This is a genomic window from Halothiobacillus sp., assembly GCF_027346185.1.
In the GTDB taxonomy this organism is placed as follows: Bacteria; Pseudomonadota; Gammaproteobacteria; order Halothiobacillales; family Halothiobacillaceae; genus Halothiobacillus.
Window position 1 is genome coordinate 1 of record NZ_DAIESY010000158.1, and the last position, 14,913, is coordinate 14,913.

Below are 14,913 nucleotides of genomic sequence, written 5' to 3' on the forward strand. Positions count from 1 at the left end.
TTCGATTTTCTTGATGCCGATGCCGCGAGCGAGCAGGCGCAGCCGATGGGTTTCGATCAGCGTTTGCGTGGCATCCGGCAGCAGGCCGAAGCGGTCGATCAGCTCGACTTTCATGCGGTCGATCTCGGTTTGATCGGCGCAGTTTGCCAAGCGCTTATACAGAATCAAGCGCGTATGGACATCGGCCACGAAATCGGCGGGAATCAGCGCGGGCAGGCCGAGATCGACTTCGCTGGTCTGACGTTCCAGCGGGCCTGCCAGATCCGGTTGTTTGCCGGATTTGAGGGCCTTGACGGCACGATCGAGCAGATCCATGTACAGCGTGTAGCCGACTTCATGCATCTGGCCGGATTGACCATCGCCCAGCAGTTCGCCCGCACCGCGAATTTCCAGATCGTGCGTGGCCAGCGTGAAGCCAACGCCCAGTTCTTCGAGCGCCGCCAATGCATCCAGTCGTTTGACGGCATCTGGGGTCATCAGCGCCGGTTCCGGCGTGATGAGATAGGCGTAGGCACGGTGGTGCGACCGGCCAACCCGCCCGCGCAATTGGTGCAGCTGGGCGAGGCCGAATTTATCGGCACGATTGATCAAAATGGTGTTGGCGGTCGGGACGTCGATCCCCGATTCGATGATGGTGGTCGAAAGCAAGACATTGAAACGCTGATGATAAAAGTCAGCCATGATCTGCTCCAGCCCGCGCTCGGAAAGCTGGCCATGGGCGACCGCAATGCGGGCTTCGGGAATCAGATCGGCCAGCTGCTTGGCCATCCGCTCGATGGTGCGCACCTCGTTATGCAGAAAATAAACCTGGCCGCCGCGTTTGAGTTCACGCTGTACCGCTTCGCGGATCTGGGCGTCATCCCAGCGCAGGATCAGGGTTTTGACCGACAGTCGTTCGCGCGGCGGCGTGGCGATGATCGACAGATCCCGAATGCCGGAGAGCGCCATGTTCAGGGTGCGTGGAATCGGTGTGGCCGTGAGCGTGAGCAGATCGACCTCGGCGCGCAGGCGCTTGAGCTGTTCCTTGTGGCGCACGCCGAAGCGCTGTTCCTCATCGATGATGACCAGACCCAGCTCCTTGAAATCCAGATGATCACTGAGCAACTTGTGTGTGCCGATGACGATGTCGACCTGGCCGGATGCCACGTCGGCCAGCACCTCGGTGGTTTGTTTGGCGTTGCTCATGCGGGACAAGCCTTCGATCCGTACCGGCCAGCCGGCGAAACGGTCGCGGAAATTACGCAGATGCTGTTCGGCCAGCAGTGTGGTCGGCACCAGAACGGCGACCTGTTTGCCATTCATCACGGCCACGAAGGCCGCCCGCATGGCGACTTCAGTCTTGCCGAAACCGACATCGCCACATACCACGCGATCCATCGGTTGCGCCCGCGCCATATCGGCCAGCACGCTATCGATGGCCAATTGCTGATCGGGCGTGGTTTCAAAGGCGAAATTGTTGGCGAATCGGGCGTACTCTTCTTTGGGCGTGGGCAGCGCCTGCCCGCGTTTGGCGGCGCGTCGGGCGTGAATGTCCAGCAGTTCCGCTGCGACGTCGCGCACCTGCTCGGCGGCACGTTTGCGGGCTTTTTCCCACTGGCCGCTGCCGAGCCGGTGCAGCGGCGCGGTTTCTTCACTGCCGCCGGTGTAGCGGGAAATCAGCTCCAGCGAGGAAACAGGCACGTAGAGCTTGTCGTCCCCGGCGTAGTACAGGATCAGGAACTCCTGCGCGAGCCCGTTCATTTCCAGCGTGACCAACCCGCCAAACCGTCCGACGCCATGGGTTTCATGCACGACGGGTGCGCCTTCGGCCAGTTCATTGAGGTTGTTGATCAGCGCGTCGGCATCGCGGGTGCGCGCGCTGGATTTGCGGCGCTGTGCCACGCGCTCGGCAAACAGATCGGTTTCGGTTACCAGCGCAACGGTCGCATCAGGCAGATGGATGATGGCGCCGTGTTCGATGGGTGAAACCAGCAGGCCAAGGCGTGCCTCGCTGCCCAGCCAATCGTCGAACCGTTCGAAGACAGGCGTGGGGTGACCGGCCTTTTGCAACTGTTCGGCCAATGCCTCACGTCGTCCCGGGCTTTCTGCCGTGACCAGAATCCGTCCGGCAAACGTTTCGGCAAACGTAGTAAGGCCCAGCAGTTCAGTTTCACCGCGTTGGGCCAGGCCGGTTGTCGGATCGTTCAGTGGCGGCAGCGGTTGATGCGGCAGGACGATGGCCTGCGGCATGGTCGGGTCTGTTGCATCAAGCGTGATCAGTCGCGGCCAGCTTTTTATCTGCTGCTGGTATTGCTCGGCGGTTTGATAGAGCTCGTCCGGGCGCAGGATCGGGTGACTGACATCCCCGGCGCGTTGGGTAAAGCGGGCGATGGTATCTTCAATGAAATCGCCCAGAGCCTGATCGATACCGGGCAGCGCGAAGAGTAGGGCGTCTTTGGGCAGGTAGTCGAACAGGGTGGCCGTGTGTTCAAAAAACAAGGGCAGATAGGTTTCGATGCCCGCCGGAATCAGCCCGTCGCTGATCTGCTTGTAAATGGGGCTGCGGGTCGGGTCGCCTTCGAAACGATTACGCCAGTTCCGGCGGAACACGGCAATGCCTTCCTCGTTGAGCGGAAATTCGCGCGCGGGCAACAGGGTGATTTCCTCGACCGGCTCGGCCGAGCGCTGGGTCTGGGGGTCGAATAGCCGCAGGGTTTCGATTTCGTCGTCGAACAGGTCGATGCGCACCGGCTGGCTCATGCCCATCGGGAACACGTCGATCAGGCCGCCGCGCAAAGCAAATTCGCCGGGTTGTGCCACTTGGCTGACGGCCAGATAGCCCGCATCGGTGAGTTGCTGGCGGTAGGCCTCGCGATCGAGGGTGTCGCCTGCCTTGAGTAAAAAACCGTGGCCGGTCACGAAGGAAGGTGGTGCCAGACGCTGCAACACAGTTGGTGCTGCGATCAGGGTGATGCCGCTTTGCGTACGCGGCAGGTGCCAGAGCCGGGCGAGCCGGTCGGAGATCAAGTCCTGATGCGGCGAGAAGCGATCATAGGGCAGCACTTCCCAGTCAGGAAAAATATCCGCAGGGCAGTCGAACAGGGCCAGCGCTTCGGCCAGATCGTTGGCTTGGCGGCTATTGGCTGTAATCACCAGCATTGGGTGCGGCACCCGTTTGGAAAAATCTGCCAGGGTAAACGCTGTGCCAATAAAGCTGGCACTGCGCAGAAACAGGGGATCGTTCGCGGATTTGGGTACGGAAAGTCGGATGGGTTTGGTTGGCGCCATGATCACGGTTCGAGTGGATAAACGAACGAGATTGTGGCGCATTTGGCGCGGATGCGCATCCGCTGCCGTTAAGGTAATCACTGCCCGAATCGTTATAGATATCACTATAGCCTCATTCTGGCACCATCCTGCAGGGTAATCGCCTCAAAAGCTATTAGCCCAGTTTTGTCGATCTTGAGTCTGCGAACAAGAAGAAACAGACCAAGAGCGAGATGTTTCTCGAAGAAATGGAACAGGTCGTTTCCTGGTCGCGGTTATTGGCCGTGTTGCGCCCCCTGTATCATTTTGGTTGCCTACAGGTACGCTGCAAAGGCTTGGAGAAAAACTGTGTGCAGGTCATGAGCATGATGGCTTTGGCCAATTTATAACTGCATCGCAGGTGATTGCTGGCCTGATTACAACCGGAATCCGCCAAAAAACGCGGAAAATTGGTGCTAAAAGCAGAGAATTTGAGCCAAAAAAGCCAATTTTTGGTCGAAAATTGAAAAGAGCGTTGAGAGGCGATTCGTGCAGAGTTTCCCTAAGACTTTCAATCAAGTTATCGACTGTTCTTGGACAGATGCCGTCGCCCGCAGGCTCGGCTCAGCAGCACCCCGTTCGCAAATTGTTTACAAAATACTGCATGATTGATTCATGGTTTTTTAACCATGAATCTGATTAATTATTGATTTATATCCTGTAAAATTTATCTAGGGATAAGTTCAGGGGCGGGTTCCTTAAAAAATCCTGCGTAACACTGAAAATCTGGTTCACAGTTACGGCCGAGAAAAAGTAAAATAAATTGCATGATGATGTTCAAATTGTATACAATCCAGTCAAGTATTGAATTTCAAGAAATTTCGGATTGAGTACACTCTGTCGCAAGGGGGGTTATGTGGAAAAATCCAAAGGATCGAAAAGTCAGGAAGGCATCGTTTATGAGCGTTTGTTCGATGTCATCATCGAGCAGAAGTTGCAACCTGGGGCGAGGCTCACCGAAATATCGCTGGCCGATATTTTTTCGGTCAGTCGCACCGTTGTGCGACGGGCGCTACTGCGGCTTTCCTACGAAGGCGTGGTGGATATCAAACCCAACATCGGCGCGATCGTTACGACGACTGAACCGGAAGACGTCCCTCAATACTTTGAGGCGAGACGGATTGTGGAAGGTGCCGTGATTCGTAAGGTGGCAGGCAAGCTGACCACATTTCAGGAAGAAACTCTGAATGCGATGGTTCGCGAAGAGAACCGCTATTTCATGAGTGGTAATCGAGCCAGAGGTCTTAGAAAGTCCATCGACTTCCATTTTTATATCGCGGATATTGCCAACAATAAACCGTTGGCCGAGATGGGTAAAAAGATGATTGCCCGTACTTCGCTGATCGTGGCGCAGTACAACCTGTCGGGTTCTGGTGGTTGTGCCTGCGTCGATCACTCGGCCTTGGTCGATGTGATGGTGAAAGGGCCGGGTGAACTGGCAGAAAGCCTGATGCATGAGCATCTGCAGCATATTGAGGACAACCTGTATTTTGGCAAACAGAATATAGAGACGGATTTGTACCGAATACTTGAAGTAGACAGGTCGTGATTTGCTGAAAATCAACCGGCCTTGAGGGTGAATTATGGATTCCTACATGCTCGAATGGCTGGTTCTGATGACCAAATGGACGCACCTCATCGTCGGCATTGCTTGGATCGGTGCGTCGTTCTACTTCAACTGGCTGGAAGGGCATCTGGAACGCGGTAAAGGCGATCTGACCCCCGGTGTTGCAGGTGATTTGTGGGCGGTTCACGGTGGCGGCTTCTACCATGTGGAAAAGTTCGAGGTCGCGCCTCCCAAACTGCCGGATCTGCTGCACTGGTTCAAATGGGAGGCGTATTTCACCCTGATCACGGGTGTTGCCTTGCTGGTTCTCGTCTTTTACCGCGCTCCGTCGCTCTATCTTGTCGATTCGACTGTCGCAGATATCCCACCCCAGATCGCGCTGATTTCTGCTATCGGTTCGATTGTTGTCATGTGGCTGATCTACGATGCCATGTGCAAAACGAAACTGGTTGAAAACGGTCTGGTGTTTTTCTCCCTGATCTTTGGCCTGATCGCGCTGTACGCTTTGGGTGCATTCCATTTCTTGAGCGCGAAGGCGGCTTTTATCCATGTCGGCGCGGTGATTGGCACCATTATGGTTGCCAACGTCTTTTTCGTGATTATCCCCTCGCAAAAAACGATGGTGAAGGCCATGCAGGCGGGGGTGCCGCCGGATGGCGATATTGGGCATCGCGGGTTCATCCGTTCACTGCACAATAACTACTTCACCTTGCCGGTCCTGTTTATCATGATTGCCGCGCATTACCCGATCGCCTTCGCGAACGAACATGCCTGGATACTGCTGGTATTGATTTCGCTGGCGGGCGTTTTGATTCGGCATTTCTTCAACCTGAAAAACCAGGGTCGCAAAAACTACCTGTTTTTGGTGGTTCCTTTCTTCCTGATTGCCTTTGCTGTCTGGTTTACAGCACCCAAACCGACTGTGGCGCAGGCAAACACGGAGCAAGTCGGCTTCGATGCGGTGTATCAGGTTATGCAGACGCATTGTATTGTCTGTCATGCCCAGAAACCGACCTTTCCCGGATTCAATGCGCCGCCCAATGGGGTTTCACTGGCGTCGAAAGCGGACATTGAGAAATACCGTGATGCCATCTACGCGCAAGCAGTGGCCACGCATGCCATGCCGCTCGGCAACGTGACGCACATGACCGATGCCGAACGGACACTCATCGGAGAATGGATCAAGCAATACAAGACAGGGGGCAAGCCATGAGCCAAGCCGTAAGTCAGACCATCAACTCGGTCGTGAACGACGGCTATCCACGTGATCTGATCGGTTACGGGCGTACACCGCCACAGGTGGCCTGGCCGCATGGGGCGCGGGTCGCCGTGCAATTCGTCATCAATTACGAGGAAGGTGGCGAAAACTGCATTCTGGAGGGCGACCCGGCCTCGGAAGCGTTTTTATCCGATGTCATCAATGCCGCCCCTCGTGTCGGTTTGCGGCACAAGAGCGTGGAATCGTTGTATGAATACGGTTCGCGTGCCGGCTTCTGGCGTCTGCACCGATTGTTCGGCGAATTCGGTGTACCGGCGACAGTCTTCGCGGTGGGCCGAGCGATCGAGCAAAACCCTGATGCGGTTGAAGCCATGCTCGAATCGAACTGGGAAATCGCCAGCCATGGTTATCGCTGGATCGATTATCAATCGGTCACACCCGATGTCGAGCGGGCGCATATTCGCCGGGCAATCGAGATTCACAAAAGCATGATCGGGTGCGAACCGGCGGGTTGGTATATCGGGCGGGATACGGCGGCAACGCGTTCGATCCTGCTGGAAGAAGCCAAGCCACTGTACGATTCGGATTCCTATGCGGACGATCTGCCGTATTGGGTGCCGGGCGCGGGCAAGCCGCATCTGATCGTGCCTTATACGCTGGATTCCAATGACATGCGCTTTCTCACCGCGCAGGGTTTCAACTCAGGCGACCAGTTTTTCACCTACCTTAAAGACAGTTTCGATGTGCTTTATGCCGAGGGCGAGGACACACCGAAGATGCTGTCCATTGGCCTGCATTGCCGTATTTCCGGGCGCCCGGGGCGGTTGTTGGCCTTGAAGCGATTCATCCAGTACGTGCTTGCACAACCAGATGTGTGGGTTTGTCGGCGGGATGAAATCGCCCGTCACTGGATGGAAAACCATCCATGCGGATGACCATCGACCAGATCAACGGGCTATCTGCCGAGGTGTTCGCTGCGAACTTCAAGCCGCTGCTGGAGCACGCCGAGTGGGCCATCGACCGGCTGGCAGCCTCCCGCCCCTTTGCCGATCATGCTGATCTGAATAACAAAATCGCCGGGATCATCCACGCGGCCGATGAGGCACAAAAGCGATCCGCCCTGATCCACCACCCGAAACTGGGTTCCGGGGTAAGGGTTCAGGGCTTTTCATCGTCCGAGCAAAGTCAGGCCGGGCTAAATGCACTGACCGAAGACGAGTTCGCCCGATTCGAAAAGGACAATGCGGACTACGAGCAGAAGATGGGTTTCCCGTTTGTGGTGGCCGTGACCGGGCTGGATAAACATGAAATCATGCGGCGACTTGAATCGCGGATGACGAACGATCCCTCGGACGAGTTTGCCATGGCGATCGATGAGCTGATCAAGATAGCCTGTATCCGTGTTTTCAAATTGGTTTCAGACTGACGGGTCTTCCCGTCAGGGATGGCTTTTCGAAATGGCTTTGAGGATGTCCTTGAGAAGGAGAGTTGAGTGAACACCGATACCCCAACAAGGCCTCCGCGTCTGGAGTTGATAGGCATTACCAAAGCCTATCCTTCCGTGATTGCCAATCAAGATGTGAATCTCGTGGTTCGAGCCGGCGAGATTCACGCGGTGCTTGGCGAAAATGGCGCGGGCAAAAGTACCCTGATGAAAATCATCTACGGGGTGACCAAACCCGATTCGGGTTCCGTGCTTTGGGATAACCGGGAAGTATCCATCGATTCGCCCGCCCAGGCGCGCAAGATCGGCATCGGGATGGTGTTCCAGCATTTCTCTCTGTTTGAAACGCTCACGGTCGCTGAGAACATTTCTCTGGCACTGGATTCGGCCATAGCACCCAATCAACTGGCGCAACGCATCACGGAGGTATCCGAGCAATACGGCTTGCCGATCGATCCGCATCGGCTGATCCACAGTATGTCGGTCGGTGAGCGTCAGCGCGTTGAGATTGTGCGCTGTCTTCTGAACAATCCCCGCCTGCTGATTATGGATGAGCCGACCTCGGTATTGACGCCTCAAGCGGTGTTGAAACTGTTTGAAACGCTCCGCCGCCTCGCGGCCGAAGGCTGCAGCATCTTGTATATCAGCCATAAGCTCGATGAAATTCAGGCGCTTTGCGACAAGGCGACCATTCTGCGGGGTGGCCGGGTGACCGGCACCGCGATTCCGAGCGAGGAAACCCGCGAATCGCTGGCGCAGATGATGATCGGCCGCAGTCTGCCGGAATGCCAGATGGCGCCCCAGGCACCCGCGGAAACCCGATTGAGTGTGAAGCAACTGAGCCTACCCACGATCGACCCGTTCGGCACCCCTTTGAAGAATATCAACCTCGACGTGCGCAGTGGCGAGATCGTGGGGATTGCCGGCATTTCCGGTAATGGTCAGAAAGAGCTGATGGCGGCGCTATCGGGCGAGCATCCCATGCCAAAGGGCGCTACGACGACGATCTGTGGTGTGACGGCCGATCGGCTTTCGCCCGGACAGCGGCGCGATCTGGGCCTGCGGTTCGTGCCCGAAGAACGGCTGGGTCGGGGTGCCGTCCCCTCGATGAGTTTGCGGCTCAATGCGCTGTTAACGTCGGGAACAGGGGATGGTCTGGTCAATAACGGCCTGATTTCCTACTCCAAGGTTCGAGCGTTTGCGCAGGATGTTATCGCCCGGTTCAATGTGAAGTGCGGCGGCGATGAGGCGTTGGCCAGCAGCCTTTCGGGCGGAAATTTGCAAAAGTTCATCGTCGGGCGGGAAATAGCCCAGCGGCCGAAGGTAATGATCGTCGCGCAGCCGACCTGGGGGGTGGATGTGGGGGCGGCGCAGATCATTCGTCAGGCATTGATTGATCTGCGCAACGAAGGTGTGGCCGTATTGGTGGTCTCCGAGGAACTGGAGGAGCTGTTCATGATTTGCGACCGCATTGCCGTGATTGCCGATGGGCGCTTGTCGCCTGCCATTCCCGCAGCCGAAACCTCCGTGGAGAAAATTGGCCTGTGGATGAGTGGCGCGTTTGAAGATGCTAAGGTCGAGGAGGTGCAGCATGCCTAGATTGGAACGCCGGCCGCAGCCCTCAAAGGCGATGATGTTCGCTTCGCCCCTGATTGCGGCAGTACTGATGCTGGTGACGGGCTATATCCTGTTCAGCATCATGGGCAAGGATCCTCTGCAGGCCTTCTGGGTATTCTTCATCAAGCCGCTTACCACGTCCTATGGCATCAGTGAGTGGTTGCTGAAATCCACGCCGTTGATTCTCTGCGGGGTAGGGCTTGCCATTGGCTTTCGGGCGCGGGTGTTCAACATCGGGGCCGAGGGCCAGTTCACGATGGGGGCCATTGCCGCTGGCGGCGTCGCACTCTATTTCTACAACACGGAAGCCTTCTGGGTGTTGCCATTAATGATGCTGGCCGGTGTTCTGGGCGGCATGGCCTGGGCCGCGATTCCCGCCTTTCTACGTACACGCTTTAATACCAACGAAATTCTGGTCACCTTGATGCTGGTGTATGTGGCGCAGTTGTTCCTTGGTTATTTGGTACAGGGCCCGTGGCGTGATCCTGAGGGCTTCAACTTCCCGCAATCGAAGATGTTTACCGATGTGGAAACCATCCCGGCGCTAATTGAAGGCTTCCGGGTGAACTGGGCCTTTATCGTGGCGTTAGTGCTGGTGGCCGTTTCCTGGTTCTTCTCCTTCAAAATGTTTGCCGGATTCCGGATGGAAGTCAGCGGGCAGGCACCCGATGCGGCGCGTTATGCCGGGTTCAGCGAAAAGCGCAATGTGTGGTTCGCGCTGCTGATCAGTGGCGGGCTCGCGGGTTTTGCGGGCATGGCCGAAGTCGCAGGCCCGATCGGCCAGTTACAACCCACCATCTCGCCCGGCTATGGCTTTGCCGCAATCATCGTTGCTTACGTGGGCCGCCTGCATCCCTTGGGCGTGCTGCTGGGGAGCCTGCTGCTGTCCCTGCTTTATCTTGGGGGTGACACGGCGCAGATGGATCTGAACCTGCCTTCGGCCATTACCGGATTGTTCCAGGGGTTGCTGCTGTTCTACCTGTTGGCCGCCGATATATTCATTCACTATCGGCTCAAACCCAAGCAGAGTGAGCCACGCACCACCTTCATGCCACCACCGGAACCGGAAGGAGACATTACATGAGCACCGAGCAAATCATTCTCATCCTCGTCAGTGTCGTGACGGCGGCAACCCCATTGGCCTTCGCGGCATTTGGCGAACTGGTCACCGAGCGTGCAGGCGTGTTGAATCTCGGGGTCGAGGGGATGATGCTCCTCGGCGCGGTGATCGGGTTCGCGGTCGCCAAGGATTCCGGCAGCCTGGCGTTTGGATTTTTCTGCGGCATGTTGGGTGGCATGGGGATGGCCCTGATCTTCGCCGTGCTCACCCAGCATCTGCAAACCAATCAGGTCGCGACGGGCCTGGCGTTGACCCTGTTCGGTGCGGGGTTGAGCGCGTTCATCGGCAAGCCCTATGTTGGCATGTCGCTGACCGGCTTGACGCCAATCACAATTCCTTATCTGAGTGATATCCCCGTGCTGGGCCCTCTGCTGTTCCACTACGACCTCGTGGTGTATGGCTCGTTTGTCTTGCTGTTCGCTCTGATCTGGTTCTTCAAGTCGTCGCGTTGGGGCTTGATTGTCCGTGCCGTGGGTGAATCGCCGGTTTCCGCTCATGCCATAGGTTATCCCGTGATCCGTATTCGTTATTTCGCGATTCTGTTCGGCGGTGCGATGAGCGGCATTGCCGGGGCTTATCTTTCGCTTGTCGTGACCCCGATGTGGGTGGAAGGCATGACGGCAGGGCGCGGCTGGATCGCGCTGGCGTTGGTGGTGTTCGCCACCTGGAAACCGATGCGCGTCATGGTCGGCGCTTATCTGTTCGGTGGTGTGACCGTGATGCAGTTTTACGGTCAGGGCTTGGGTATTCATGTGTCGTCGCAGATTCTCTCCATGCTGCCGTATATCGTGACCATCGTGGTGCTGGTGCTGATTAGCCGCAACCCGAAAACTATTCTGCTCAATCAGCCGATGTCGCTGGGTGTGAGTTTTTATCCGCGCTCGTAACTTCGGTGCGCGCACGGTGTTTACCAATAAAGAGAGGATTCGATGGCTGAGCGGTTGTTGATACATAACGCCGAGGTGGTAGTCACCATGAATGCCCGGCGTGAGGAAATCGCGCAGGGCAGCGTGCTGATTGAGGGTAATGCGATTCTGAGGGTGGGTACGGCTGCGGCGATTGATCTCTGGATTGCCGAAGACCCGCTGGCACGTCAACCCAACCGCACCATCAATGCCAGTGGTTGCGTGGTTCTGCCGGGATTGGTCAATTGCCATCACCACCTGTATCAGACGCTCACTCGCGCCATCGGCACCGGTCGGGGCTACGCGCTGTTCGATTGGCTGAAGCTGCTCTATCCCGTCTGGGCGGAAATGAACCCGGAGGCGATTCATGTCAGCACGCAAGTCGGTCTGGCCGAATTGATACTCTCCGGCGCCACGACGGTAGCCGATCACCTGTATTTGTTCCCGAACGGCTCGCGGTTGGACGACGAGATCGCCGCCGCGCAGGACATGGGGGTGCGTTTTCATCCCACGCGCGGCAGCATGAGCCTCGGTCAGAGTCAGGGCGGCCTGCCGCCGGATCGGGTGGTGCAGCGCGAGAAGGACATTCTGGAAGACAGCCAGCGCGTGATCGAGACCTTCCACGACCCCGCACCGCGTTCGATGCTGCGCATTGGCCTTGCGCCGTGTTCGCCCTTCAGCGTGACGGCTGATCTGATGCGTGAAAGCGCCCGACTGGCCCGTACCTACGAGAAAGTGGGCCTGCATACGCATCTGGCTGAAACGCTGGATGAAGAACGCTTCTGCCTCGAAAAATTCGGCAAGCGCCCCTTGGATTACGCGGAATCGGTCGAGTGGGTCGGGCCCGATGTGTGGTTTGCCCACATGGTTCATCCCAGCGATTCGGATATCGACCGCATGGCGCATCAGTGCAGCGGGGTGTGCCATTGCGCCAGCAGCAACATGATCCTCGCTTCGGGCATCGCGCCGGTGCGCAAAATGGTCGATCGCGGCGTGCGCGTGGGGCTGGGTGTGGATGGCTCGGCCAGCAACGACGGCAACCATCTGCTGGGTGAAGCGCGTCAGGCAATGCTGCTGCAACGGGTCGGCTGGCCCGGATTCGAATCGAATGCCGACCGGTTTTCGGCTCGCGAAGCGTTGGAACTGGCGACACTCGGCGGCGCACGCGTGCTGCAACGTGACGACATCGGCAGTCTGGAACCGGGCAAGGCCGCCGATGTGGTGGCCTTTCGCGTGGATGACCTCGGCCATGCCGGGGCTTTGGGCGATCCGGTCGCCGCCCTTTTGACCTGTGCGCCGGGCACGGTCTGGCTTTCGGTCATCAACGGGCGCGTTGTGGTAGAAAACCATCAGTTGGTCGGCATTGATGTATCCGGTCTCGTCAAAAAACATAACCAGATCAGTCACGGTATGCTGCGTCGGGCGGGGATTCTATGAGTGTCGCAGCGCTTGATCCTGTCCGATCCGAACCGACACGTAAACAGATTCTGCGCCACCTGCGCCGTTCGAACGAGATTGCACTGAGGGCGCTCGAACTTGGTCGGCATCCCTTCGGTGCCCTGCTGGTCGGGCCGGATCACGAAACGGTACTGCTCGAACAGTGCAATATCGATACCGTCAATCATGCCGAATCCACCCTGGCCCGGGTTGCCGCCACCAACTATTCGCCGGAATTCCTGTGGCAATGCACGTTGTACACCGCGGTCGAGCCCTGCTGCATGTGCGCGGGTACGGCGTACTGGGCCAATATCGGTCGCGTTGTGTTTGCCATGACCGAAGAACAACTGCTGGCGGAAACGGGCAATCATCATGAAAACCCGACCATGAGCGTGTCATCGCATTATGTGTATGCCCATGGCCAGAAACCGGTTGTGCTGATCGGGCCGGTCGAGGAGTTGATCGAAGAAACGCGGCAGGTGCACCGGGATTTCTGGCGGAACCATGATTAAGAGGCATTCAATGAATAATGATTTCTTACGCGTGATTGACCACCCCCTCGTGCAGCACAAGCTGACCTTGATGCGGATGCGCGAAACCACCACCGAAAACTTCCGGCGACTGCTGCGTGAAATCAGCCAGGTATTGGCCTATGAAGTCACCCGTGATCTGCCAACGACCAATGTGCAGATTTCGACCCCACTCACGGAGATGTCCTCGCCACTGATCAGCGGCAAAAAGCTGTGTGTCGCGTCGATCTTGCGCGCGGGTAATGGCATGCTCGATGGCGTACTGGATTTCATGCCCGCCGCCCGAGTCGGGCATATCGGTTTGTATCGCGATCCGCACACGCTGGAAGCGGTTGAATACTACTTCAAGATGCCCTCAGATATTGCCGAACGACTGGTTGTGGTGGTCGATCCCATGCTGGCCACCGGGCATTCCGCGATTGCCGCCATCGACCGGCTCAAGGCGGCCGGTGCAACGAGCATCCGCTTCGTGTGCCTGCTCGCCGCGCCAGAAGGTGTCGAGGCTTTGCAAAAAGCGCATCCGGATGTCGAAATCACCACCGCCGCACTGGATGAATGCCTCAACGATCATGGATACATTGTGCCCGGACTGGGCGATGCGGGCGACCGCATGTTTGGTACCCGATAACAACGTCTTGGAAAGCTAAGCCATGTTTGACCTGATTGTTAAAAACAGTACCTTGCCCGATGGTCGAACCGGTATGGATATCGGGGTCGCACAAGGCAGGATCACCGCCATGCAGCCCCGGCTTCCGGCTGAGGCCAAAAAGATCATCGACGCGGCCGGGCAGTTGGTTTGCCCGCCCTTCGTCGATGCGCATTTCCATCTGGACGCCACCCTATCGTATGGCCTGCCACGGGTGAACCAGTCCGGCACCTTGCTCGAGGGCATTGCCCTTTGGGGTGAACTCAAGCCGTTGCTGACACAGGAGGCGTTGATCGAGCGGGCAATGACCTATTGTGACTGGGCAGTCGCCAAGGGCTTGCTCGCAATCCGCACGCATGTAGATGTCAGCGATCCACGACTACTCTCCGTCGAAGCGCTGCTCGAGGTGCGCGAACGCGTCAAACCCTACATCGACCTGCAACTGGTCGCCTTCCCGCAGGATGGTTTGTTGCGCCAGCCTCCCGGGCTGAAGAACCTGATCCGGGCGCTCGACATGGGGGTCGATGTCGTCGGTGGCATCCCGCATTTCGAACGCACGATGGCCGATGGCGCCGAATCGATCCGCATCCTGTGTGAGCTGGCGGCCGAGCGCGGTTTACGGGTGGATATGCACTGCGACGAGTCCGATGATCCACTCTCGCGGCACATCGAAACGCTGGCCTATCACACCCAACGACTGGGCTTGCAGGGGCGCGTGACAGGCTCGCACCTTACCTCCATGCACTCGATGGACAACTACTACGTGTCCAAATTGATTCCCCTGATGGCCGAGGCCGAGGTCTCCGCCATTGCCAACCCATTGATCAACATCACCTTGCAGGGGCGGCACGATACCTACCCCAAACGCCGCGGCATGACGCGGGTGCCGGAGCTGCTGGCCGCCGGGATCGATGTCGCCTTCGGTCAGGATTGCGTGATGGACCCGTGGTACAGCCTGGGTTCCGGCGACATGCTGGAGGTGGCGCACATGGGCCTGCACGTGGCGCAAATGACGAGCCAGACGGCGATGCGGGATTGTTTCGATGCCGTCACCACGCGGGCGGCGCGCATCCTTGGGCTTGAAGATTATGGTATCGCCATCGGTGCGCGTGCGGACATGCTGGTGTTGCAGGCACAGGATCC

The 14,913-nt window shown here is 57.6% G+C and carries 13 protein-coding genes and 1 pseudogene; 13 read left to right on the forward strand and 1 reads right to left on the reverse strand.

Going from position 1 to position 14,913, the window contains the following annotated elements; translation table 11 throughout:
• Positions 1–3,348: transcription-repair coupling factor (gene mfd / locus M7R55_RS11125; protein WP_298220553.1), on the reverse strand; the 3,348-nt coding region annotated here is incomplete at its 3' end.
• Between the two features lie 80 nt (positions 3,349–3,428).
• Here mfd and M7R55_RS11130 point away from each other — a divergent pair.
• The 13 genes and pseudogenes from M7R55_RS11130 to M7R55_RS11190 form a co-directional block, all read left to right on the forward strand.
• A pseudogene (locus M7R55_RS11130) lies at positions 3,429–3,548 on the forward strand (IS5/IS1182 family transposase); the annotation flags it as partial.
• Positions 3,549–3,556: 8 nt separating this feature from the next.
• Positions 3,557–3,928, forward strand: a complete 372-nt coding sequence (locus M7R55_RS11135; protein WP_298220555.1) for a hypothetical protein — start codon at positions 3,557–3,559, stop codon at positions 3,926–3,928.
• Positions 3,929–4,111: 183 nt separating this feature from the next.
• The gene (locus tag M7R55_RS11140; RefSeq protein WP_298220557.1) at positions 4,112–4,834 is read left to right on the forward strand and encodes a GntR family transcriptional regulator; all 723 of its coding nucleotides are present in this window, start codon (positions 4,112–4,114) and stop codon (positions 4,832–4,834) included.
• A 34-nt stretch (positions 4,835–4,868) separates the two neighbouring features.
• Positions 4,869–6,065: a urate hydroxylase PuuD gene (locus M7R55_RS11145; RefSeq protein ID WP_298220559.1), complete on the forward strand. Its 1,197-nt coding sequence runs from the start codon at positions 4,869–4,871 to the stop codon at positions 6,063–6,065.
• Positions 6,062–7,006 carry an allantoinase PuuE gene (gene puuE, locus M7R55_RS11150; RefSeq protein ID WP_298220561.1) on the forward strand — a complete coding sequence of 315 codons (945 nt, stop codon included), beginning with the start codon at positions 6,062–6,064 and terminating at the stop codon, positions 7,004–7,006. Before M7R55_RS11145 ends, puuE begins: the two co-directional genes overlap by 4 nt.
• Complete coding sequence (gene uraD / locus M7R55_RS11155) at positions 6,997–7,497, forward strand: 2-oxo-4-hydroxy-4-carboxy-5-ureidoimidazoline decarboxylase (protein WP_298220563.1); 501 nt, start codon at positions 6,997–6,999, stop codon at positions 7,495–7,497. The genes puuE and uraD overlap by 10 nt, the downstream gene beginning before the upstream one ends.
• Before the next feature lie 66 nt (positions 7,498–7,563).
• On the forward strand, positions 7,564–9,114 hold the full coding sequence (locus M7R55_RS11160) for an ABC transporter ATP-binding protein (protein ID WP_298220565.1): 1,551 nt from the start codon (positions 7,564–7,566) through the stop codon (positions 9,112–9,114).
• Positions 9,107–10,216, forward strand: coding sequence for an ABC transporter permease (locus M7R55_RS11165; protein ID WP_298220567.1), 1,110 nt, complete (start codon positions 9,107–9,109; stop codon positions 10,214–10,216). Before M7R55_RS11160 ends, M7R55_RS11165 begins: the two co-directional genes overlap by 8 nt.
• Positions 10,213–11,139 (forward strand): ABC transporter permease, encoded by a 927-nt coding sequence (locus tag M7R55_RS11170; RefSeq protein WP_298220570.1) that lies wholly within the window; start codon positions 10,213–10,215, stop codon positions 11,137–11,139. The genes M7R55_RS11165 and M7R55_RS11170 overlap by 4 nt, the downstream gene beginning before the upstream one ends.
• A 42-nt stretch (positions 11,140–11,181) precedes the next feature.
• Positions 11,182–12,594: an 8-oxoguanine deaminase gene (locus M7R55_RS11175; RefSeq protein WP_298220572.1), complete on the forward strand. Its 1,413-nt coding sequence runs from the start codon at positions 11,182–11,184 to the stop codon at positions 12,592–12,594.
• Positions 12,591–13,106, forward strand: coding sequence for a nucleoside deaminase (locus M7R55_RS11180; RefSeq protein ID WP_298220574.1), 516 nt, complete (start codon positions 12,591–12,593; stop codon positions 13,104–13,106). The genes M7R55_RS11175 and M7R55_RS11180 overlap by 4 nt, the downstream gene beginning before the upstream one ends.
• Before the next feature lie 10 nt (positions 13,107–13,116).
• A complete protein-coding gene (gene upp, locus M7R55_RS11185; RefSeq protein WP_298220576.1) occupies positions 13,117–13,752 on the forward strand; it encodes a uracil phosphoribosyltransferase in 636 nt (211 codons plus the stop codon).
• A 22-nt stretch (positions 13,753–13,774) separates the two neighbouring features.
• Positions 13,775–14,913, forward strand: a 1,139-nt coding sequence (locus M7R55_RS11190; RefSeq protein WP_298220578.1) for an amidohydrolase family protein, incomplete at its 3' end; no start/stop codon positions are given.

Excerpts from the sequence above, each read along its gene's own strand:
- puuE (WP_298220561.1), top strand. The coding sequence starts at position 6,062 with ATGAGCCAAGCCGTAAGTCAGACCATCAACTCGGTCGTGAACGACGGC.
- M7R55_RS11170 (WP_298220570.1), top strand. The coding sequence starts at position 10,213 with ATGAGCACCGAGCAAATCATTCTCATCCTCGTCAGTGTCGTGACGGCG.
- uraD (WP_298220563.1), top strand. The coding sequence starts at position 6,997 with ATGCGGATGACCATCGACCAGATCAACGGGCTATCTGCCGAGGTGTTC.
- M7R55_RS11145 (WP_298220559.1), top strand. The coding sequence starts at position 4,869 with ATGGATTCCTACATGCTCGAATGGCTGGTTCTGATGACCAAATGGACG.
- M7R55_RS11180 (WP_298220574.1), top strand. The coding sequence starts at position 12,591 with ATGAGTGTCGCAGCGCTTGATCCTGTCCGATCCGAACCGACACGTAAA.
- M7R55_RS11165 (WP_298220567.1), top strand. The coding sequence starts at position 9,107 with ATGCCTAGATTGGAACGCCGGCCGCAGCCCTCAAAGGCGATGATGTTC.
- M7R55_RS11175 (WP_298220572.1), top strand. The coding sequence starts at position 11,182 with ATGGCTGAGCGGTTGTTGATACATAACGCCGAGGTGGTAGTCACCATG.
- upp (WP_298220576.1), top strand. The coding sequence starts at position 13,117 with ATGAATAATGATTTCTTACGCGTGATTGACCACCCCCTCGTGCAGCAC.